We start from the raw sequence: 21,969 nt of genomic DNA, 5'->3' as shown, positions 1-21,969 counted from the left end.
TACTACTTTTTGGCATCAGCGGTTGAATTTTGAGGTTGATAATAATTGGGAGGAAAACCATTGAGTTGTCGCCACAGCTCAAACCAAATGGGAACATCTTCCAATAGAGCCATGGTACTTGCGCCGGAACCCACTCTTATATCCTTTGGCCATTCGGTGTCCTTTTCATCCGGAGCCAACAGCACCCTGTATTTTCCATTGGGGCTGATAAAGGTTTCGATGGCGACAACCTTTCCGCCAAATGTACCGTAAGAAACATTGGGCCAGCCACTGAAAACAATTGCTGGCCAGCCATCAAACTGAATTCTTACCTTCTCCCCCACATGGATCAGGGGCAGGTCAATGGGGTCTACGTAGGTCTCTACGGCCATGTCATATTTATCGGGCATAATTCCAACGAGCCTATCCCCTTCCTTGAAGGTTTCTCCCAACCCCGACTGCAATGCCTTATTGATGTAACCGCTTTGTGGTGCGCGTATAAATTGCAGACTATTGCGTATTTCGTAGTTGGTGTACGCATTTTCCAACTTGGTCACTTCGGCCTCAGAGTCGAATTGATTGGATTGGGCGGTATAGAGATCACTGCGCGCTTTGGAAATCTTATCCGTGTACTCTGCTTGTACCCTATTGATCTCCATCTGGGCATTGATGACATCATTTTTGCTGGCCAACAACTTGTTCTCTTGTGAAATTATTTTTGCTTGGGCTTCTTGAAGTTTTAACCGCTTTTCTTCCAAATCAGTCACTGCTTTCAATCCTTCCTTTTCCAATTGCACCACCCGATCATATTGCCGCTGCGCAATGGCGATGTTGGTCTTTGCCGCCTCCAAGTCAATGCTATCACTTTTTACCTTGAGCTTGGTCTGCGTAAATTTGTTTTTAGCTTGTTCTAGCTTCAATTGCCGCTCTTGGGTCAATGCTTGAATTTGGGTCTCCAATGCCCCCACTTTTTCTTGATATGAGGTAACCGACATGGATTTGGCCTTGATCTGCTGCCCGGTACGCTCTACTAGTTTGGGATCAAAATATTCACTCTTTACTTCAGAGATTTGGAGAATGGTGTCTCCCTTTTCTACATAATCTCCCTCTCTCACAAACCACTTTTCTATACGTCCTGGAATTTGGGATTGAATGGTCTGCGGGCGTTGATCCGGTGTTAAAGTGGTTAAATAGCCCCGTCCTGAGATGGTCTGGGTCCACGGCAGGAACATTACCACGAATGCCATGATGAAAAATACAGCCAAAAAACGATTGAACTGTTTGTAGTGGCGTTTGTGAAACACTTTCAATCCTGCCCTATACGTAGTTATATCTACCTTTTGGTTCAGTTTGTTATGGGATATATTCAACATGGCTTTTAGCTTTCTTTAATCAACCTTCCGTTCTCAATGACAATTGTTCTATTGCACAGGCTCACCCATTTGGGGTTTTCACTAACAACAACCAATGCCCACCCGTTGGAGGAATCTGTTAAAAACTCCATAATCTGATTAGTCTCTTTTTCCGAAAATTGATCCAAGGGGTCTTTAAGAATTAATAGTTTTGGGCGACGCACAATACTCCGGGCCAAAACAATCTTTTTTGAAATGGTATAGGGTATTTTCTTTCCTTCGGGATAGAGTATGGTTTGAAGTCCATTGGGCTGTTCTTTCACAAACTGGGTGAGTCCCGTTTTCTCAATGGCCCAATACACATCTTCCATGGAAATGTCCTTGTTACCGAAGGTGATATTGTCCAACATTGTTCCTTCAAAAGGGTATTCTTCGGTAAGGGACTGCCCCAAATAGGACCTGTATTCATTTAGATAGATCCCCTTTAGGTCAACATTATTCACATAAATTTTTCCTTCAGCAGGTTCCAGGATTCCTGCAATCAACCGAAGTAAGGTAGATCGTCCGGAACCACTGGGGCCTTTAAGCAGAATGGAGCATTGTGGGGTAATGGTAAAGGATATGTCATCAAGGATTTTCTTCTCTCTTCCCGGCACTTTATAGGTCACTTCATGAAGTTCAATGGTAAGTCCGTCAAATTCATTAAAAGGGGTTTCTCCTTTTTGGGGCTCTAATTCTTTGTCCACAACTTGCCCCAATTTTTCCAGTGAGGTCAATAAGTCATAAAAAGTTTCCAGTCCCAAGATCATCTTCTCAACAGAGTTTATCACCAAAAGAATAATGATTTCGGCTGCCACAAACTGCCCTATGTTCATTTGTTGGTCCAACACCAACAAACCTCCAATAAGCAACAGGCCCGCGGTGACCAAAACCTTAAAACCTATCATTTGGATAAACTGTATCACAATAATCCTAAAATGACTTTCCCGTGCATCCAAATAATTGGCCACAAGCTTATCATTTTTATCCATGGCATGTGAGGTTCTCCCCGAAAGCTTAAAGCTGATGATAGATCGGGCAATCTCCTGTATCCAGTGCGCTACCTTATATTTGTTCTTGGACTCTTCCAAACTGGTTTCCAGACCCTTCTGCGCAGTAAACTTGAACACCACATAGATCAACAGTACCAACAACAATCCATAAATGATGAAAAATGGATGGTAAAAAGAGAGCAAGACGAGTCCGAAAATGATCTGAAGCAAAGCGGCCGGAAAATCAATCAGTATTTTTGATAATGCCTTTTGAATGGTCAGTGTATCAAAAAAGCGATTGGCCAGTTCCGGCGGATAATAATTGCTCAACTGACTCATGCGTATTTTTGGAAACCGATAGGCAAATTCAAAGGATGATCGGGTAAAAATTTTCTGCTGAACATTCTCAATGATCCTAATCTGCATTAGCTGAAGTGCGCCTGCAAATGCCACTCCCAAAGTGACCAAAACTACCAATACCACCCACGATGTGCTTATCTGTGCACCTTGTATCAAGTTAATGATGGCCTGGATTCCCAAAGGAAGTGAAAGGTTGACCAAACCTGCAAAAATTGCATAGTAAAATACTTGGAAAACATCTTTTTTGTCCAAAGTGAGCATGCGCATTAAACGCTGCCACGAGGTAAGTATATCTTTAGCCATTGGCTTTTACATTTAGGGTTCGGTCAATTAAATCGGTGAAAAAATCAAACGGGGTAACAGATTCATTACAATTGGTAAGGACAGGAAAATGCTCCTTTAAAAAATATTGGTGCAGTGACCCCTCAAAAATGGTGCTGGCCAGACTTATTGGATAAGGGTATTCACAATCCACAGCCATGATCATTTCTGCAAGCCTGTTCACCAATCTTTTATAGACCAAAAAGTAGCCTTCCTTGTTCTCTTTATCAACTTCCTTAGTGAGATAGGATTTGGAAAATTCATTGATGACTATTTTGTTCAGGATCACTTCATTGATATGGGTAAATGAACTGTCCTCCTCTACGTTCTGGGTGAGGATCTCAACAGCCTTTTTTAACTTTTTAATCTCATTTGGGATACCGTAAGTGGCAAACACCATCCTATACTCCAGCCAACCCCAGTACCAAGAGGCCAAATAAAGCAAAAGTTTGTGTTTGTTTTCAAAATAGCGGTAAATGGAACTTTCATTGGAATTGATTGCGGCACCAAGTTTTTTAAAAGTAAAGCTTTCAAAACCCATATCATTTATCATTAAAATGCTCTGCTCAATGATTTTTTTGCCAAGGTCTGATGACTCTGGGTCCTTTAGATATAGTTTTTCATTTATTCCCATACGTAGCGATTGCATTAACCGTTCCATTTTATGTGCATTTTGAAATAAACATTCGCAAATATAACAGTAATACTATTACATCATGATTGTTTAACTTTCAATTAACGGTTTTTGTTGTCAAGCCTACAAACCTTATCGGTTTCGGGCATAAAATGGACTTCCAAATCAACCTTTTTACCTATTTATAGGTTCAACCACAGTTTTATGAAGATGATAACCTAAAAATGTAGTCAATAAGTGTATATTTTTATACGTTAGTGTTGGTATTAAAACATATTGGCATAAAGGCTTCACCCGTGCCACACATGCAGTAAATTAAGGCCACTAAACAAACTAAATGAATGAATATCCAACTAGAACCCTTTTTTAACCAATCCGTGGATTGTCTTTGCATTGCAGATTATGATGGGTATTTTGTGAAAATCAACCCTGCTTTTGTAGCACTCTTGGGTTATTCCGAAGAAGAGTTGCATTCAAAAAAGATTTCAGAATTCATTTATCACGAAGACAAGGAACGCACGGCAGCACATCGAGAAAAACTGAAGAACAATGTTCCCTTGGTCAATTTTGAGAACAGATATGTGTGCAAGTCGGGAGAACTTGTTTGGTTGCACTGGACTTCAATCCCTTTAGAAAATGAACAGTTGATCTATGCCATTGCCAAAGATATCACCCACATTAAGAAACTGGAGAACGAACGTATTTCCCATTTAAGCCAGCTTCACAAAGTAAATGAGAAGCTTAAGCGGCAAAACTATACCACTTCACACGATCTTAGGTCTCCTTTGAATAATTTGATGTCCTTGACCAATTTAATCGACCTTTCCAAAATTGAAGATGCAGATACCAGGGAAATTGTCAGTCTTATACGGCTCTCTGCGGAAGGATTAAAAACTTCATTAAACGCGTTCATAGATGCTCATGTGAAACATGACACCAAAAATAATGTGCTCAAAGAGGTTTTTTTTAGTGAAGTACTCCAAAAAGTCCAGGGTTCCATTAGTGCCTTAATTCAAAAGGCAGGTGCCAAATTCCAAGTGGATTTCTCTGAAATGGAGAGCGTTCCATTCAAGGAGAATTTTATGGAAAGTATTTTTTTAAACTTGGTGACGAATTCCATCAAATATGCAAAACCGGGGGTTCCCCCTGTGATCACCATTAGCTCAAATAAACACAATGGGGAACGGTCTTTAACGTATTCAGACAATGGACTTGGCATGGATATGGAAAAAGTTGGGCATCTTATTTTTAAATTGAATGAAAGGTTTCATGGCAACGAGGATAGCAAAGGGGTAGGCCTATATTTGGTACATAACCATGTGAGCAGTTTAGGGGGTACCATAGCTGTGGAGAGTGAAGTGGATAAGGGAACCACTTTCACCATAAAGTTTAAACGCTAAGACAATGGTAGTATCACAAGTTGATATCCAATCCTATTGGGCAGTGGTCTGAACCATATACATCTGAAAAGATTTTCACCGATTCAACTTTGTCCATCAACTTAGGGCTGACCAAAAAATAGTCAATACGCCAACCTATGTTTCGTTCACGGGCCTTAAAACGGTAACTCCAATAGGTGTAGGCCACTTCATTGGGGTGTAATTTCCGAAAAGAGTCCACAAAGCCAGCATCCAAAAAATTATCCATCCCGTCTATTTCAATTTGAGTGTACCCAGCGGTCTTGTTGTAATTGGACTTATCATTCTTAAGGTCTATGGCCCTATGGGCCACATTGAAATCACCACAAACGATCACGGGCTTTTTGGCCTCCAAGTCCTTGAGATATTTCAAAAAATCAGCATCCCAGGTTTTACGGTATTCCAAACGGTCCAATTTTTGTCCAGAATTGGGAACATAAACATTGACCAAGAAAAAATCGTCATATTCCGCACATTGAATCCTTCCTTCAGAATCGTGCTCTGCAACACCCATGTCATTTTTAACCGAGATAGGCTCTTTTTTGCTTAAAAGCGCTGTACTGGAATAGCCTTTTTTTTCCGCTGAATTTGAGAACACCCTATAGTTATCCAGCTGGGTCAGTTCCTTTTCGGTCTCATGATCCTGTGCCTTGGTTTCTTGAATGCATAGTACATCTGGATCCAGGTTTTTAATGTTCTCAAAGAAACCTTTTTTGCTGATGGCCCTGATACCGTTCACGTTCCACGAAAGAATTAGCATAAACTTGTTTTTAGTTTGTTTCGTTTTTTTAAAGATAAGGATATGATGGATTTTTTTGGAAATATTCTTTGGTTTTCAAACTTCTTTTTATACCTCCACCATTTGATAAACCAACACATAATTAGGTAAAAATGCTTGTAACCCAATCAAGCATTATCACGTACCTTTGTTCCTTCATTATAATTTTGCAACCTAACAATACGTCCTTGAGTCAACCCATACATTTAACAAATAAAAACGCATTGTTGTCCCTTGCCGTTGGTGGGTTCGGGATTGGTCTAACAGAATTTGTGATTATGGGCATTTTACCCAACATTGCCAATTCCATGGACATTTCCATACCCAAAGCAGGGCATTTTATTGCCATTTATGCATTGGGCGTGGTAATCGGTGCTCCCCTAATGGCCAAGGTTATCGGAAAATTGACTCCAAAAAAATCATTATTGTTTTTGATGATCTGGTTTACGGTGTTCAACACACTCTCGGCATTTTCAGGAAACTATTGGGTTATGCTGTTGTTCCGATTTTTATCTGGAATGCCCCATGGCGCCTTTTTTGGTATTGGTGCAGTTGTTTCCGGTTATCTTGCCAGACCCGGTAAGGCCGCCCAGGCCATGGCCATAATGTTCTCCGGACTTACGGTTGCCAATGTGGTTGGTGTTCCTCTTGGAACCTATATTGGCCAAGAATGGCACTGGAGCTTTTCTTTTATACTTGTCGGCATTGCTGGGATTGCCACGCTGGCAAGCCTGTACTATTGGATGCCCAAGCAGTTGCTGGAAGAACCCGAAGCCGTTGAAGGCCAAGACCCTCCTTCTGGGATAAAAAGCAAAAAACTTTGGGCTTTGATTGCCTTGACCACCATTGGAACAGGCGGTTTTTTTGCTTGGTACAGTTATATTGCCCCTTTGGTCATCACTGTGACCCATTTGCCGGAAGCTTATGTAGGCTACGTGATGATTGTTGCTGGGGTGGGTATGTTCATTGGTAATTTTTTAGGGGCCCGAATGGTGGAAGTTTTTTCAGCACAGAAATCTGTGATCATCAGCTTACTGAGCATGGCCACCATTCTTATGGTGAATTCACTTTTGGCAAGTAGTAGCATTGCCATTTTTGTTCTGAGCTTTATTGTTGGGATTATTACCTTTTCGCTCGCCGCACCCATCCAAATATCCATTATAAAAGCTGCCAAAGGAGCCGAGAAACTAGGGTCTTCCATGAATCAAAGTGCCTTTAACATGGCAAATGCCTCCGGTGCCTATCTGGGAGGTCTTCCAATGGTATTTGGACTCCCCGTGAACTATGCAAGTGTAGTTGGAGCCATTTTGGCTTTGACCGGCGCATGCATTGGAATGGCCATTTTATATTCCCAAAAATCAAGAGAGAAGAAAAAGAGAAAAGAATCTCTTTGTACTTGAGCCGACCGAACCCATACACTACTTGACAATAAAAAGAATCATGGATTAGCTGAGTTTTTCCTTGAAAAATTCGATGGTCCTTGACCATGCCAATTCGGCTGCCTCTTTATCATACCTTGGCGTAGTTGTGTTATGGAACCCGTGATTTACATCTGGGTACACAAAGGCCGAGTATTCCTTGTTGTGTTCTTTTAGGCCCTTTTCATACGCTGGCCACCCGGCATTGACCCGCTCATCCAACCCGGCATATTGGAGCATCAATGGCGCATTGATCTTGTCAATATCTTCTGTGGGCTGACCTCCATAAAATGGAACCGCGGCAGCCAATTCAGGGACTTTAACCGCCATCATATTGGAAATCCATCCTCCAAAACAAAAACCGACGACCCCAATTTTACCGCTACAGTCATCATGAGCGTTAAGATATTCAAATGCTGCTATGAAATCTTCAAGCATTTCGTCGCGGTCTCTTTGCCGCTGTAAGGCTCTACCTTCATCATCATTCCCGGGATAACCACCAAGGGGCGTAAGGGCATCTGGAGCTATGGTAATGAATCCCTCCAGAGCTGCCCTTCTGGCCGTATCTTCAATATAGGGATTTAACCCTCTGTTTTCGTGCACCACAACAATGCCTCCTAATTTTTCTTTGGCTTCCTTGGGTTTTGACAATAAAGCTTTGATCTCCCCACCTCCTTTTGGAGAGTTATAAGTGATGTACTTGGAATCCAAATTGGGATCATTTTTATTCACCAGCATAGTGTCCACATAGTTGGGCATCAAAAAACTCATTAGCGAAGCAACCGTAATACCGCCTACGGCATAGATACCCAGTTTTTCAATGAATTCCCTTCGTTGTATTTTATTATGAGCGTAGTCGTCATACAGGTCGAAAACTTCTTGTTTAATGTCTTCTTTTCTTAATTTTTCCATGAGTGTGTTGTTTGAGTGTTTGCTAAATTTTGTGTTTGAAATAACTATGATCACACCTATTTCCTACCGATAAGTTAAGAAATTATGGTTCAGTCAAGTATCTGATATTATAAACCGAATGCTCTTAAGTCCAATAGAGCATAGCTAAGCTGCACGAGATAAGTCATTTGAGCCATTCATTGGTCGCTTGTATTGAATCCATAGCCGCTAATATGCCCAACGATGCCTAAAGAACATTAACTCAAAATCTAAATAACAACTTAAGCTAATATCAGAAAAGCTAATAACATAAAATTATACTTTGAACGACGCCTTTAAGTCTATAAACGACAAAGATCAATGTCTTGATTTAATGAAATAACCCCTATACCATTCTTTGTCATGACAATCTTTTGAAGAATACCGAATCAACAAGGTTGTTATATTCGTATCCATTAAAAGGGAGAAAATTTATCTTCTCCCTGTTAAAGAAAGAAACCAATTAAAATTAACTAAACAAATTGTCATATTTTCTTGTTGGGGCCAACCAGATATAATATCCTATGAACTTCTCATTTTAGCATTGTAGTTTACATAAATGCAACAACAATATCACCCACATAATATTTACCCTGTTTTTCCTTAATCGAACTTCCTGCTGGAATCTCCACGATCAAACTTGCCTCCTTTCCGAGAATGTCAATGGTATTTTCATTAGCAACACCCTTGGCAATCACTTGGTGGGTAATGGCATCATATAAGTCCACCTTTGATTTGCTTTGACATACATACTTAACTGTTTTTGGAGTTTCATGAGGGTTATAGAGCAAAAAGGTCGGATAAGATTCCTTTCTATAAAAGTCGGTTGCCAAACAGTTCAACTTCAATATTCCAGACACATCGGTTTTTTCTATGATTGCCCCGGCAATCCCAACATGACCACTTCCATAGACACTAAACTGTGAGACATCAGGATTGTCAGGTGTCCAATGAGGTCCATCACCAATTGCTATAGGGGCTTCCAAATGTGAATACCCTTCCAGATGGGCGTTCTTTATTAAGCCTTCATAGGCAATCACACCTTTGGTGTACTCTTTTTTATTGGGTAAAGTCTGATGATCGTCGGCCATTTCATAGGGATAGAAAAACTTGGAGGCATTGGCCGCATTCAACATCCATTTCCCAATTGCCGTTGCATATCTTGAATCATACCGTACCAATGGTACCAAAGGCCACATGGTATCGTAGGTGTTCATCAAAAAAGCGAAACCTCCGTGATCCACCGTACTACCAACCAACCCAGATACATCATAACCGTTCCAATTATCCAATAGCACACCCCATCCTTCCCTACATACCGATGTACCGTCAAAGGTCCAATCCAATATTTTATGATAGTCATAGGATGTTCCCTCTTCAGCGTTCAATCGTGCAGCTACGTATGCTCCAAATGGCATGAGTATTTCGTAAAAACGATTTTCTTCTTGCGAAAGAAGTGCCTCCATAGACGACTTTGCGGCATCCAGATATTTTGGATCTCCAAACTTCCGGTAGGCTGCATATAAAACATAAGCATGGCCAGCGGCAGCATCTTCCTGGTGGCAAATCCAATTGTCCTTGGGCTCCAGTGAACCATAATCAAAGAAGGTATGGTGGTAATTTCCTGCCATAACGGAATCTGCTTTTTGAAAACGATCGGCAATGGACCGTTGGATGAATTCAAAGTCCGGTTGCTCTGGATAAAAATCGGCCACGCCGTAGAAAAGAAGGTTAGGGTAGACATCATACCACCAATCCCTTCCATATCCCCCTCCCAACAATGCAACTTCAGGGCAAGTATTGTTCATTACAATGTTCCAGCCCGTTTCAGAATTGAAGTAGTTTTTAAGCATACCCACATAATCCTCGCCATGCTGGTTTGATTTATCGATATCCACCAAAGAGGCTCCAAGAACAGAACTGATGGTATTCAGGGATTCGTGAAACATGCCTTTATGTTTTTCAGGGCCCTGTCTTGTATCACCAAGGGCCGTATAGATACCAAAAGTTTCTTGATCGAAGTTTTTCCGTGACTTATCCTTCCAAACCAAGGGCCAGTACTCTCCAGTTTGGGTACTGTCATACACAACACGATCATAGGAAAGGGCCAATTCTTTAAAATTTAAAATTTTATAAGGTTGGGGGGTAAAAGGCATGCTATCCACACGGCCAATGGTCTTTTGGGATACTGGTACAGCCTTGACCTTTTCAGCTTTTTGGCAGCCAACCACCACCATCATAAAGGCTCCCAATATTGTTTGAAATATTCGTTTATTCCATTTCATGTTCCAGTTGCTTTTGTTTTTTCAATAGTTGTTTGGCTATGATTATTGACAGTAATTGCAATGTTCCTATGATCAAAAGGGCGTATCTAAGCGCTATTTCCACACTGCCCAAATATGCCAACCCCAAGAATGTCATGGCCCCCACAAATCGTCCCACATACAATCCAAACTCATGGTTAAGGATATAGGAAAATTCATTCCTCCCTTCAAATTTGGACAAAACATCGATCAATTTCAATTGTATGGGAAAATAAGCAATATCCAGTACGGGACGTGCAATCAACAGGAAAAGCATAAAAAGTATGACTCCTGTGGTACTGAACAACACACCATTGAACAATGCCGCTAGAAAAAAGCAGACCAACCCCACACTGAATATGATCAATCGATGTTTGGGTTTGGAAAATTTTCCCAGTAAAAGCATGATAAAGGCTGCCACCAACGCTCCTATGGACTGCGCTGTTCCCAAAGCTCCTTCGGAGCCGAAAAAGGTCATCATCAACATGGCAGGGGCGGTCACTATAAAGCCTTGTGCCAACCCTTTAAGAAATGACATTTGTATCATCTTTTTCCAGACCCTATGAAATTTGAAGTAGAGAAATTTTTCACTCTTAGGCTTTTCATAGGCTCCCAAATGGAAGATTATTGAGGCTATAATGGTAATGATGAAAACAATAATGGTCACTGTTTGATATCTCAAATTGATTCCTTCCACTTCCATTGATTTCCCGTTTACCAGGTACCATCCTACCATGATAGGTACCAAGACACCTGTCACCGTATAGCAAAATGTATCCAACCCATAGTAAAAATTACGGGTTCTGTCCGCTGTAGTAGTTAATACCAAATAATCCCTATTGGACCAATAAAGGCCAAAGGACATCCCCATGATCAAGCCCGCGCCCGTCAATCCAACATAGCTTATCTCTTGCAAAGACATCATGACCACCATAGAAACTCCGCTCAAGAGCATCCCGAGTGAAAAGAGTTTTTTAATATTTACCATATTCAATAGGTAACCGTTGACCAGAAATGTCAGTGGAATCCCTGAGTAAATGGCCAATTGATAGAGCATGACCTTGGCTGGGTCATTCGAGTTACGCATGATGTAGGATGCCACAAAAATGTCCACCACGGGCAATACAAAGGCATAGACAAGATTGGTGATGATAAGAATCTTGGCATTTTTGGAGAAATCCCCCCACCCTACTCCGATTGATTTTTCCATTAGCTATGGTCTAAAGTTTTAAGTATTTCCGATATTGATAGTGTAGCGAGTGCCACATGTTCATCTGACGCCCCATAGTACACATGGATATCATCCCCATCTATCACATGTCCATTCGTAAAGATGACCTCACCAAAAAAGCCCACTTTTTCATACGCTTCCTCGGGTTCCATTATTGGAACTTCTGAACGGGAAAGCACCTTGGAAGGATCTTCAAGGTCCAACAACAGAGCACCCAGACAATACCTGTGTTGATGATCCGCTCCGTGATAAATGGCAAGCCACCCTTTTTCTGTCTTGATTGGGGCCGCTCCTGCGCCAAGCCTTGCACTATCGAACCTATCAGGGCGGGTACGGGCTATGCATTTGTGGTTGCCCCAATGCATACCGTCCATGGATTCGGCAATCCACATGTAATTTCCTCCAAGTTCTGGGCTACTGGGACGATGGAACGCATAATACTTACCATTGACAGTTTCTTCAAAAATGGCACAGTCCTTATTGTGAGGGCTAAAAATCATGCCGTGGGATTTGAACTTTTTCCAGTCCAATGTTGTTTTTAACCCAACACCCACTCCATTGGAAGAAACCATGGTATAGGTAAGATAGTAGGTATCCTTAATCTGTGACACCCTACAATCCTCAATCCCGTAACTTTCATAGGTTCCTTGGCCAAATATTGGCGGGTATTCCGTGGTTTCCTCAAAATTGACACCATCCGTACTGAACAAAACCCTAAGATGGGAAATTGTCGTAAGGTACTGTTCTCCGTCATAGGTTATAACCCGAGCATCTGAATTATCGAGTTTTGGGTCATCCAAAGAGAACTCCATTATTTTTAACCTCCCCATTTCATCATATATGGGTACGGACACAGTTCCTTCCTTTTGCTTGGTACGTTCCGCCACCCTCAGTACAATGCCTATTTTCCCTCCATAGGTAAATGCCCCAGGGTTGAGCAGACATTCAATCACCATTTCAGGTTGACTGGGTTTTAGGTCTTTTGGAGACAATAGCGGGTTCTGCCCATGTCGGGCCACTATTTTTTTCATAAATATGTGCCTTATTATATTTTAAGGTATTGACCCAATTGGAAAGCGGCGCTTCATTCCACCGCTTTCCAGATCTTTGGGTCTTTTTAAAATCTAGTATCCTGGATTTTGGGTTATGGAACCACCTGATTTATCAATATCAGCTTGTGGAATGGGATATAAATTGTTGTGCGGTTGGTAGTTTTTGCCCAATCCCTGCAAGGTGGATCCAGCAATGCCCCATCGTTTTAAATCATTGAACCGTTGTGATTCAAAACCTAGTTCCACTCTACGTTCCGATTGTATCCAGGCACGTACTTGCGCCTGGTCATTGGTATTGGCTCTTGCGGGCAGGGTTCCTGCTGGCACCGGCGTTCCGTCCGCGGTAGGTGTATTTCTTGCCCTTTCCCTAACTTGATTGATGATGGATACAGCATCCAAGGGATTCCCGCTTTCATTAAGCGCTTCTGCCTTCCAAAGGAGTACATCTGCGTAGCGTATGTAAATCTTATTTCCTGGGGAATCATCATTCCCTTTGTAATCAGTAATCGATCCTAAAATCTTGGGCGAATGCTGGTCTGTGACATTGATTGTGTATGCCAAACGTGGATCATCGGATTCAAAGGCTGCCAAGAAATCGTCAGTTGGTGCAAAAAAGCCCCAACCGGACACTGCCGCCAAACCATTTCCATTACCAGGGTTTTCGCCGGAACGGTGATCATAGGCAAAAATCACCTCTTGGTCATTGAACTCCAAGCTTGCATCAAAAGCATCAAAATAATTATCGTTGAGATCATAGAACCCAAGATTATCCAATTCTGTTACCAAGTCCAAAACCTCAGACCAGTTTTCACTATAAAGTGAAATTTTGGCTTGGAGCGCTATGATGGCACCTATGGAAACCCTCCACGGATCGGTTGCATCATTTTTTATTTGTGGGGCCAGTCCCCTCGCTGTTTCCAAATCCAATCCAATTTGGTCCAACACCTCTGCCCTCGAGGCCCTTACGGAAACGGAAAATGCCTCTTCAAAAGATTCTGGCGATTTCAATATCAAAGGGACATCGCCAAAATTGTTCACAAGGTCAAAGTAATAATAGGCTCTTAGAAAATATGCCTCGGACAAAAGCTGGTCCCTTCGTGCCTGTGAGATGCCCGTTTTTTCCACAATCTCGGAATCGGTCAAAAACCCAATGGCCAGATTGCTCCTGCTAATACCTTCAAAATCATAGGTCCATATACCATTGAAGGCTTGGTTTTCTGGTGTAAATACAAAGTTGCCAATTTCATCCATCCATGCTTGATCGCCGTCAGGGTTCCATTTTTTGTTCATATCGTTGGCAGCCATGTCTTGTAGGATGATATCGTTCCGGAATACGGTCCCCAAGTCCCATCGCCAGTCGGGTATTATACTGTTAAGCGTATTTCTCAATGGATAATAGGCAGATTCCACAGCGGATTCCACAGTTTCCAATGTAGGGTCAGTATCCACTTGGTCCAAAGTAAGTAAACCAATGGGGTCGTTATCCAGCTCACTGGTACAGGAAACTGCAACCGCAAACGGAACAATGAACAGAAGATTTTTATATAGCTTTTTCATTTTGATTTTTTTGTGATTAGAATTTTGCATTTATACCCAACAAAACAGAGGCAGAACTAGGATATGTACCCTTATCTATCAAATCTGTAGTTTCTGGATCAAGTCCAGAATAATCCGTAATGGTCCACAGATTCTGACCGGACAAATAGAACCTGAGGCTATTGATTCCCTTGATTTCTTTCAGGCTATAGCCCAGTTCAATGTTCTTTAGCCTGATATAGGACGCATCTTCTACAAAAATGCTGGATATCCTACTGCTCCCGTTATCTTCAAAAGCCACTCTGGGAATGCTATTGGTACTGTTTTCACCATTCCATGCATTCAATATGGCCGTGGTGAAGTTAAATGGGCGCGTATCGTAATCCACTATTTTCTTTCCGTCGTTGTAACGGTCCACTCCCTCAACTCCTTGGAAAAGGAATGAAAAGTCCCATCCTTGGTAAGATGATGTGAAGGACAACCCGAAAGTAAGCTCTGGGATTGGAGCCCCTATGAAACCGCGATCATTATCGGCACTTATAATTCCATCCCCATTCAGGTCCTTGAACCTAATGTCACCTGGTTTTGCAGTAGGATTGGCTGTACCGCTCAGATGTTGGTCGATCTCTGCCTGATTTTGATAAATTCCCTCCATTTGATACCCATAATAGGCATTCAAGGGCTGCCCAACCGTAGTGCGCGTTACTTCGCCCACAATATTTGGCAGGTTGGGATGAAGTTTCTCCACTTTGTTGTCCAAAGTAGCCATATTGGCATTAATGCCATACTTGAACTTCCTTTCGGAGTTTTGATACCCGACGGAAAACTCAAATCCTTTATTTCTCACCTCTCCGGCATTTAGAATGGTAGGTTGCACATTCCCTACCACAGAAGGTAAGCTTATGGGCAATAAAATGTCACTGGTATATTTGTTGAAATACTCTACCGTGATGTTCAGTTTGTTTTGGAAAAGTCCAGCATCAACCCCAAAATTGGTTTGTTCGGAGCTTTCCCATTTCAAGTCTGGATTCCCAAAACGGTTGGTCTTGACAATACCATTTTCTTGGCTGATAAGTGTAAGATAGGTATAGTTGTCAATTTCTTGGTTTCCAAGAATACCCCAACTGGCCCTTAGTTTTAGATTGGACAACCAGTCCACCTCCTTCAAAAAGGTTTCATCGGAAATCTTCCAACCTGCAGATACGGAAGGGAAATATCCCCATTGGTTATTCTCGGCAAATCTGGAGGAAGCATCTGCCCTCAAGTTGGCTGTGAGCATGTACTTATTGTCAAAGGAATAGGAAGCTGATCCGAAATAAGAGAAAAGTGCCCATTCCGATGCCGAACCGCTATTCCATAGATCAAGCTCCGTTCCGCCATAGTCCAAGTAACGAAATTCGTCATTGGTATATGGGAACCGGGCCCTGCTTGCACCTATAGAGGAAGCATAATTGGTAATGTACTCCATTCCCAACAATGCACTCAAGCTATGCTTTTCACCCAGTACGGTCTTGTAGTTAAGGGTGTTGTTAATTGTCAAGGTAAAAGCCTCTCCTCTAGATTCATTTAAGCTATTGGGACGATTCTGTCTTCCCAGACCTGCATCAATGGGATTGCCCCCACCATCGTCATCTCCATAATTTTCATTGAACACCTTGTTGTGAAAAAAAGAGAGGTCTATACCAACATTGGTTCTGAAAGTCAAGTTCTTGTCCTTCAAGAAACGGTATTCGCCAAAGACATTGCCGAATGTTCTATATGTTCTTTCAGTATTGTCCGTGAAGTAAGCCCGTGCTATTGGGTTGCCAACCATTTCATACATACTTCGCTGTAGTCCAACATCATATCCTGTTTCGGTAAAAAAGGGCATGTCCGTGAAAGGGTCCCTTTCCGAATAGGTAGGGTCATTCACATCCTTATAAACTGGAATTACAGGGGCACGTAGTAACGCATACCGAATTAGGCTTTCTCCCCGGGAAGCTACCAAGTCTCGTTTATCATAGGAAAGTTGCAAGTTGGTTCCCACTTTTAGACGATCGTTCAAATCAGCACTTATGTTCGTGCGATAGTTGATTCTTTGATACTTGTCATTGTCGTAAACCACAATACCATCTTGGCCATAATACCCCAATGACATTAAATACTGTAACTTTTCATTGCCGCCACTAGCGGTCAATTGTAGATTTTGTGAATGTCCGGTCTCAAATAGTTCATCCAACCAATTGGTATTGGCAAAATCTGAACGTCCACGATCTGCTGTGTATGGGTTATCCCCTGTGTAGGTATTGTTCCATGCCGTTTCCAGTGTATTGATATATTGATCGGCATTGAGCAAATCCGGTAGATTTACAGCCTTATTAAAACCATTGAAGTAATCGACATTAAAGGACATTTTTCCTTTCTCCCCCTGTTTTGTGGTAATCAGGACAACACCACCGGAGGCCCGAGAGCCATAAATAGATGCTGCTGCTGCATCTTTTAATACCGTGATGGATTTGATGTCCGCTTGGTTCATAAATGAAATATCCCGTGATGGAATCCCATCCACAACATACAAGGGATCATTGTTCCCAATGGTACCTTCTCCACGAATTCGAATCTCTACAGGATCACCAGGCGCCCCAGTACTCGCTGTAACTTGAACCCCAGCAACCTGTCCTTGAAGTGCCTGAGATACATTGGGTACTCGGGTTTTTTCCAATCTCTCCACATCCACAACGGCCACTGCCCCTGTTAGATCTGCTTTCTTTTGGGTGGTATACCCGACCAGGACAACCTCTCCGAGTTTTTGTGTGTCTTCTGTCAAGACAACCTCAATAAAACTTTTGCTCCCCACAGATACTTCTTGGGCAACAAATCCAATACTGGTAATTACCAGCACATCATCAGGCCCGACGTTCTCCAAGGAGAAATTTCCATCAAAATCGCACGCTGTCCCATTTGAGGTTCCTTTTACCACAATACTGGCTCCTGGTATGGGAACCTTTCCATCTGACACATAACCTGTGATATTTTTCTGGGCATGTGCGCGAACCATCCCCATTATCAGGAAGAAGGTGATGGCCATTACTTTTAAGATTGGGTTAGATTTCATTTTTCGCAATATTAGTTTGTTTAAGTTTGTTAATGTGCATTTAAGCAGTTGGTAATTTGTGAAATTCTCAACCTATTCAAATATATAGAGGGGTCTTGTACCAGGGTGTGCACAATACTTCCAAAAGTGTACACTTCCTTTTATATCTCTTAATATCAGATAGATAAATACAAAGGGTGGCTTATTGTTCCAATAGAAGGCCTTTGTCACCAACTTTTTTTATATAGAAATGATATACCTAAACTTTGTAGTTGTTGCAGGATGGTTGCATAGTTTATGATGAAGGTATTTGTGTGGTTGCTTGTTCATCTATGCTCCTCTTATGGAACAATTGGAAATCTTTTGGTGTTTTTTGATATAATTTCTTGAATTCCCGATGAAAATAGGACCTATTATTAAAGCCAGAACGAAAACACACTTCCGATACCGTTAAATTGGTTTTTTGTAGTAGTTGGGAGGCATGGCGCAAACGCATGGTCCTGATAAGATCACCGGGGGAAAAGCCCATCAGTTCCTTAGTTTTCCTATAGAGCTTGGAGGTACTTATGCCCAACTCTTGTTCCAAAAAACTACTTTGGAGCTTTTCATTATCCAAATTGTCATTTACCAAAGCAATGAGCTCCTCAATAAAGACACGGTCTTCATCTTCTGTGGCCAGCCCGACCAAATCTTCAAATGGTGATCCCTGTAAAAAATGCTTTTGAATGCGCTCCCTTTCTTCCAATAATTTTTGAATCCTCAACAATAGGTAATCTGGGTGGAAGGGCTTTGATATATAATCATTTGCACCACTATCTATGCCTTCCAGTTTATTTTTGATAGAGTCTTTGGCCGTTAGCATGATAAAAGGGATATGGCAAGTATCGAGATTTCCCTTTACCCGCTTACAGAGCTCTACGCCGTCCATAATTGGCATCATGACATCGCTCACAATTAGATCTGGTTCCCTGTTTTTGAGTTCCTCAAGAGCCTCTTTTCCATGTGTCGCCATGCGCACATAATACGTGTCCCCCAACAATTCTTCCAAAAGATTCTGTACTTCAGGATCATCTTCCACCAAAAGAATATATTTCTCTCCTTTGTTGCTGAATTGCTCCAGCGTATCCAGCTTATGGCTTAGGGTTCCCATCCCCTTTTCCTCCTTTCCTTGATCGGCAATATTTTTAAGATGGGGGGAAATCGTAAATGATTTGGCCACAACCTCAGCTTCGGGTACATCCTTGTTGTTACAAGGAAAGTCCACATGAAAAGTGGTGGTTTTTCCTGGACTACTTGCCACAGAAATACTGCCCTCCAAAAGTTGTACTAATTTTTTGGTGTATGCAAGCCCTATCCCTGTTCTGAACATATTGGCCCCCACTTCCTTATCCTGCTCCAACAAATAAAATTTTTCAAAGATCTGTTTCAACTTTTCCTTGGGAATCCCATCACCGGAATTGGTAATATTCAGTTCCAACCTTTTTGTGTCTCCAAGTTCCACTATTTTTATTTCCAGTTTGATCAAACCCTTTACCGGAGTGTATTTAAAGGCATTGGAAAGAAGATTGAAAATAATTTTCTCCAATAGATCTTTGTCAAACCACCCCATAAGATTTTTGGGAAGGTCCACTACATAGTTGATGTTCTTTTTTAGAGCGAGTTCATCAAAAAGTTCCGCTATCTGTTCTGCCAAATTGACCAGATCAAAATATTCCTTTTTTATATTTAAATGACCATCTTCCGCTTTTCGAAACTCCAAAATCTGATGGGTCAGAAAAAGCAGTCTGGAAGTATTCTTCTTTACCATTTCAAAATACTTCCCTGCCTTGTTATCAAAATGCATTGTTTCCCCTAGGCGTTGGATCGGCGCCACCATCAACGTCAAAGGTGTCTGTAACTCATGGGCAACATTGGTAAAGAAGTCAAGTTTGTTCTCATGGGCTTCTTCTTCCCGTTTTCTTATAAGGATACTGCGTTGCAGGGACTGTCTTTTCTGATAATAGCCCAAAACAAAAAGAACAAAGAGGATAAAAAGCAATACATAAAGTGTCCAAGCAAGGCCCGAACGCCAAAATATCGGGGCAATCTGAAACTGTGCCGCTTCTACTGGGGCACTCCATACCCCATCCCCATTGGTCCACTTGAGCCACAATGAATATTTTCCGGGTGGGATATTGGTAAAGGAAAGATTGGTACGTGTTCCGATTTGGTTCCACTCTGGGTCAAATCGTTGCAATTGATATGCATAACTACACTTTTTATTATTGATAAAAGTGAGGGCGGAAAATTCGATGTTGAGAAAGTTTTGATCGTGCTTCAATTTAATAACAGGAGCGGAGCCCTCTTCCGGGCTTATTACCAAGTTTCTATAATATGGTTCACTTCCATCCTGTCCAATGATTCTGTCTATGAACAGGTTCGGTACTTTTTCCGAAACATTTATTTGCTCAGGCATAAAATAATTAAAACCCTTTCGGCCACCCATAAAAATATAATCCACCCCTGAATAGGCGGCACCATCGCCAAACTCATTGTCCTGAAGTCCTTCTTCTTTGGTATAGTTGTAAAAAACTTGTTCATGAACATCCAATTTGGACAATCCGTAATTTGTGCTCACCCATAGATTTCCCTCTGTGTCTGAAGTGATCCCATGTATGGTGTTGCTGGGCAATCCTTCATTTACGGTATAATGGGCAAAAGTGCCCTCCCCTTTGTACACGTTGAGACCAAAACTTGTGCCTATCCACAAATCTCCATCATTGGTCTTATGCATGCACAATATGTCATTATTTGAAAGACTGTTTGGATTTTCCCCCTCATGCCGATACACCTCAAAGGTCCCTTTTTCCTTATTAAAGAGGTTCAATCCCCCTAAACGTGTTCCAATCCATAACGAATGTTCATCTCTTGGTACAATCGAGAAGATTATGTTGCTGCTAATTTCCCCCTCTGTTCCACGGTTTCCCATATATTGGTCGAAACTTTCCAATGTAGCGCCATCATCGGTTCGTTTCATTTTAAGTCGGACAACACCATACCCGCTGGTGCCTGCCCAAACAATCCCGTCTTCGTCTTGGTACAATGCATATACGGACTTGAATCGAGGCTGCCCAGGAACCCCATCCACATCTTCCCAAGCTATCAATTTATCTTTTTTCAAATCAAACAATGAAAGACCTTGTCCATCTGTACCCATGAGCAATAGGCTATCCTTGGTAACAAGCAGGGAATAAACAGCATTGTTGATTGAGCTATTGCCCTGGTTGAGGTTCTCATAAGAGAATCCGTTTGTTTCGGTATCCAAAAAATCAGGCTGAAAACGAAATACGCCGTTCCCTTTGGTCCCCACCCATAGGGAATGCTTCGGTATTTGAAGAAATGAACGAACAATTGTCCCTTCAAAATCAGGCACTTGTTGACTTGACACTCCATAGAAGGATTTACTTTTAGGGTGTACCTTAAAAACTCCTTCACCATCAGTAGCTGCCCAATAAATGCCCTCCGATCCATGAAAGAGAGTGGTCAGTTTGTTCCCTTTTAGCATATCCAACCATTTTGGAACTGAAAGCTTATGATCTAACCCAACCAAATAATGATCAAATCCAGTGGATATGACCACCCCTTCTTGTACATTGCCTACTATTGAACAAGGCTTGTCAATATTGAGTCTTTCCAGTCTTGGACCATCAATCGAAAAGATGAATGATGTACCATCGAAATCAACTACAAGTATGCTTCCATTACCAAGAGTTTCGAAATTGAGGATATCTTCGGCGATTATGGAGTGGCCCATAGTCCTAACTATTCCAGTTTCCCTTTGAAGTTGGAGGGTTGATAGTTGACCCGATGCATCCAAAATGAGGAGCTTATCTTTTTCCAAAAACTTCATCTGCACAATTGATGACTCCAACAATGTGTCTTCCCAAATTTTTTGAAAGGCATCCCCATCAAACACACCTATTCCCCATTCTTTGGCATAGGCAAAAAGTTGCTTGTCGGGTGACAATGCCATGTTGAACTCGGTATCCGTCAATGTGGCCTTATCCTTTTTTGAAAAATAAAAACGATCAAAATTGCCTGTGTGTTTATCATAACGGCTTATCCCATGCATGGTCAACACCCAAATATTTCCGTGTTCATCTTCGGTAACCTTCAATACAACCTGATTGCTCAAGGAAAAATCATTGTTGATTTCCGGCCTAAACACTTTGAAGGTACGCCCATCATATCTATTCAAGCCATCCCAAGTACCCAACCAGAGTAGATTGTCCGAGTCTTGAAAAACAGTGTTGACAGAACTATGTGAAATCCCAGAGGTATTATCCAACTGCTCCAAAACATACTCTGGCTTTGGGGAAGGATTATCTATTGATATTGGTAATTGCTGATAAATTAAGGAATTCAAGGAGTTTTTACAGTACAAGTTTGGATAAAAAAGTAATCCATATACCATCAAGACAACAGTTGCAATATGTTTGTTGTGCCACATTGAATAAAAGTATGAAATAACGCCTAATTAAATTTTGATCTCAGCCCAATTATGGCATTTAGTT

Annotated in this window: 13 protein-coding genes; 2 read left to right on the top strand and 11 right to left on the bottom strand. The window is 41.6% G+C overall.

The annotated features are described in order from the left end of the window. Positions 1–2 precede the first annotated feature (2 nt). The 3 genes from FG28_RS15050 to FG28_RS15040 are packed head-to-tail and all read right to left on the bottom strand — an operon-like array spanning position 3 to position 3,704. Positions 3–1,352 (bottom strand): HlyD family secretion protein, encoded by a 1,350-nt coding sequence (locus FG28_RS15050; protein ID WP_036384224.1) that lies wholly within the window; start codon positions 1,350–1,352, stop codon positions 3–5. A gap of 5 nt (positions 1,353–1,357) precedes the next feature. Further along, entirely contained in the window at positions 1,358–3,025 is a 1,668-nt protein-coding gene (locus FG28_RS15045) for a peptidase domain-containing ABC transporter (RefSeq protein WP_036384222.1), read from the bottom strand. Further along, entirely contained in the window at positions 3,018–3,704 is a 687-nt protein-coding gene (locus FG28_RS15040) for a TetR/AcrR family transcriptional regulator (RefSeq protein WP_036384221.1), read from the bottom strand. The genes FG28_RS15045 and FG28_RS15040 overlap by 8 nt, the downstream gene beginning before the upstream one ends. A 314-nt stretch (positions 3,705–4,018) precedes the next feature. Here FG28_RS15040 and FG28_RS15035 point away from each other — a divergent pair, with 314 nt between their 5' ends. Then, positions 4,019–5,077 carry a PAS domain-containing sensor histidine kinase gene (locus tag FG28_RS15035; protein ID WP_036384220.1) on the top strand — a complete coding sequence of 353 codons (1,059 nt, stop codon included), beginning with the start codon at positions 4,019–4,021 and terminating at the stop codon, positions 5,075–5,077. 13 nt (positions 5,078–5,090) lie between these two features. Here FG28_RS15035 and FG28_RS15030 read toward each other — a convergent pair whose 3' ends face one another. Continuing rightward, positions 5,091–5,855, bottom strand: a complete 765-nt coding sequence (locus FG28_RS15030; RefSeq protein WP_036384218.1) for an exodeoxyribonuclease III — start codon at positions 5,853–5,855, stop codon at positions 5,091–5,093. A gap of 206 nt (positions 5,856–6,061) precedes the next feature. Between FG28_RS15030 and FG28_RS15025 the strand changes: the two genes are divergently transcribed. Further along, entirely contained in the window at positions 6,062–7,273 is a 1,212-nt protein-coding gene (locus FG28_RS15025) for an MFS transporter (RefSeq protein WP_231562638.1), read from the top strand. A gap of 45 nt (positions 7,274–7,318) precedes the next feature. Here FG28_RS15025 and FG28_RS15020 read toward each other — a convergent pair whose 3' ends face one another. From FG28_RS15020 to FG28_RS14990, 7 genes are all read right to left on the bottom strand, one after another. Next, entirely contained in the window at positions 7,319–8,203 is an 885-nt protein-coding gene (locus tag FG28_RS15020) for a dienelactone hydrolase family protein (protein ID WP_036384217.1), read from the bottom strand. A gap of 569 nt (positions 8,204–8,772) precedes the next feature. Beyond that, positions 8,773–10,506 (bottom strand): hypothetical protein, encoded by a 1,734-nt coding sequence (locus FG28_RS15015; protein ID WP_036384216.1) that lies wholly within the window; start codon positions 10,504–10,506, stop codon positions 8,773–8,775. Then, positions 10,493–11,734 carry an MFS transporter gene (locus tag FG28_RS15010; RefSeq protein ID WP_051947393.1) on the bottom strand — a complete coding sequence of 414 codons (1,242 nt, stop codon included), beginning with the start codon at positions 11,732–11,734 and terminating at the stop codon, positions 10,493–10,495. Before FG28_RS15010 ends, FG28_RS15015 begins: the two co-directional genes overlap by 14 nt. Continuing rightward, positions 11,734–12,786, bottom strand: a complete 1,053-nt coding sequence (locus FG28_RS15005; protein WP_036384215.1) for a glycoside hydrolase family 130 protein — start codon at positions 12,784–12,786, stop codon at positions 11,734–11,736. Before FG28_RS15005 ends, FG28_RS15010 begins: the two co-directional genes overlap by 1 nt. Before the next feature lie 93 nt (positions 12,787–12,879). Beyond that, a complete protein-coding gene (locus FG28_RS15000; protein WP_036386702.1) occupies positions 12,880–14,364 on the bottom strand; it encodes a RagB/SusD family nutrient uptake outer membrane protein in 1,485 nt (494 codons plus the stop codon). 16 nt (positions 14,365–14,380) lie between these two features. Beyond that, positions 14,381–17,437: a TonB-dependent receptor gene (locus FG28_RS14995; RefSeq protein ID WP_036384212.1), complete on the bottom strand. Its 3,057-nt coding sequence runs from the start codon at positions 17,435–17,437 to the stop codon at positions 14,381–14,383. 274 nt (positions 17,438–17,711) lie between these two features. Beyond that, entirely contained in the window at positions 17,712–21,905 is a 4,194-nt protein-coding gene (locus FG28_RS14990) for a two-component regulator propeller domain-containing protein (RefSeq protein ID WP_051947389.1), read from the bottom strand. Positions 21,906–21,969: the final 64 nt, after the last annotated feature.

The sequence above is a fragment of the Muricauda sp. MAR_2010_75 genome, from assembly GCF_000745185.1.
In the GTDB taxonomy this organism is placed as follows: domain Bacteria; phylum Bacteroidota; class Bacteroidia; order Flavobacteriales; family Flavobacteriaceae; genus Flagellimonas.
The sequence above is the reverse complement of the archived record's forward strand: the minus strand, read 5'-3'. Positions and strand labels throughout refer to the sequence as shown.

Coding starts and splice junctions, on each gene's coding strand:
- FG28_RS14995 (WP_036384212.1), bottom strand. CDS start 17,437: ATGAAATCTAACCCAATCTTAAAAGTAATGGCCATCACCTTCTTCCTG.
- FG28_RS15045 (WP_036384222.1), bottom strand. CDS start 3,025: ATGGCTAAAGATATACTTACCTCGTGGCAGCGTTTAATGCGCATGCTC.
- FG28_RS14990 (WP_051947389.1), bottom strand. CDS start 21,905: ATGTGGCACAACAAACATATTGCAACTGTTGTCTTGATGGTATATGGA.
- FG28_RS15015 (WP_036384216.1), bottom strand. CDS start 10,506: ATGAAATGGAATAAACGAATATTTCAAACAATATTGGGAGCCTTTATG.
- FG28_RS15030 (WP_036384218.1), bottom strand. CDS start 5,855: ATGCTAATTCTTTCGTGGAACGTGAACGGTATCAGGGCCATCAGCAAA.
- FG28_RS15040 (WP_036384221.1), bottom strand. CDS start 3,704: ATGGAACGGTTAATGCAATCGCTACGTATGGGAATAAATGAAAAACTA.
- FG28_RS15020 (WP_036384217.1), bottom strand. CDS start 8,203: ATGGAAAAATTAAGAAAAGAAGACATTAAACAAGAAGTTTTCGACCTG.
- FG28_RS15050 (WP_036384224.1), bottom strand. CDS start 1,352: ATGTTGAATATATCCCATAACAAACTGAACCAAAAGGTAGATATAACT.
- FG28_RS15005 (WP_036384215.1), bottom strand. CDS start 12,786: ATGAAAAAAATAGTGGCCCGACATGGGCAGAACCCGCTATTGTCTCCA.
- FG28_RS15000 (WP_036386702.1), bottom strand. CDS start 14,364: ATGAAAAAGCTATATAAAAATCTTCTGTTCATTGTTCCGTTTGCGGTT.
- FG28_RS15010 (WP_051947393.1), bottom strand. CDS start 11,734: ATGGAAAAATCAATCGGAGTAGGGTGGGGGGATTTCTCCAAAAATGCC.
- FG28_RS15035 (WP_036384220.1), top strand. CDS start 4,019: ATGAATATCCAACTAGAACCCTTTTTTAACCAATCCGTGGATTGTCTT.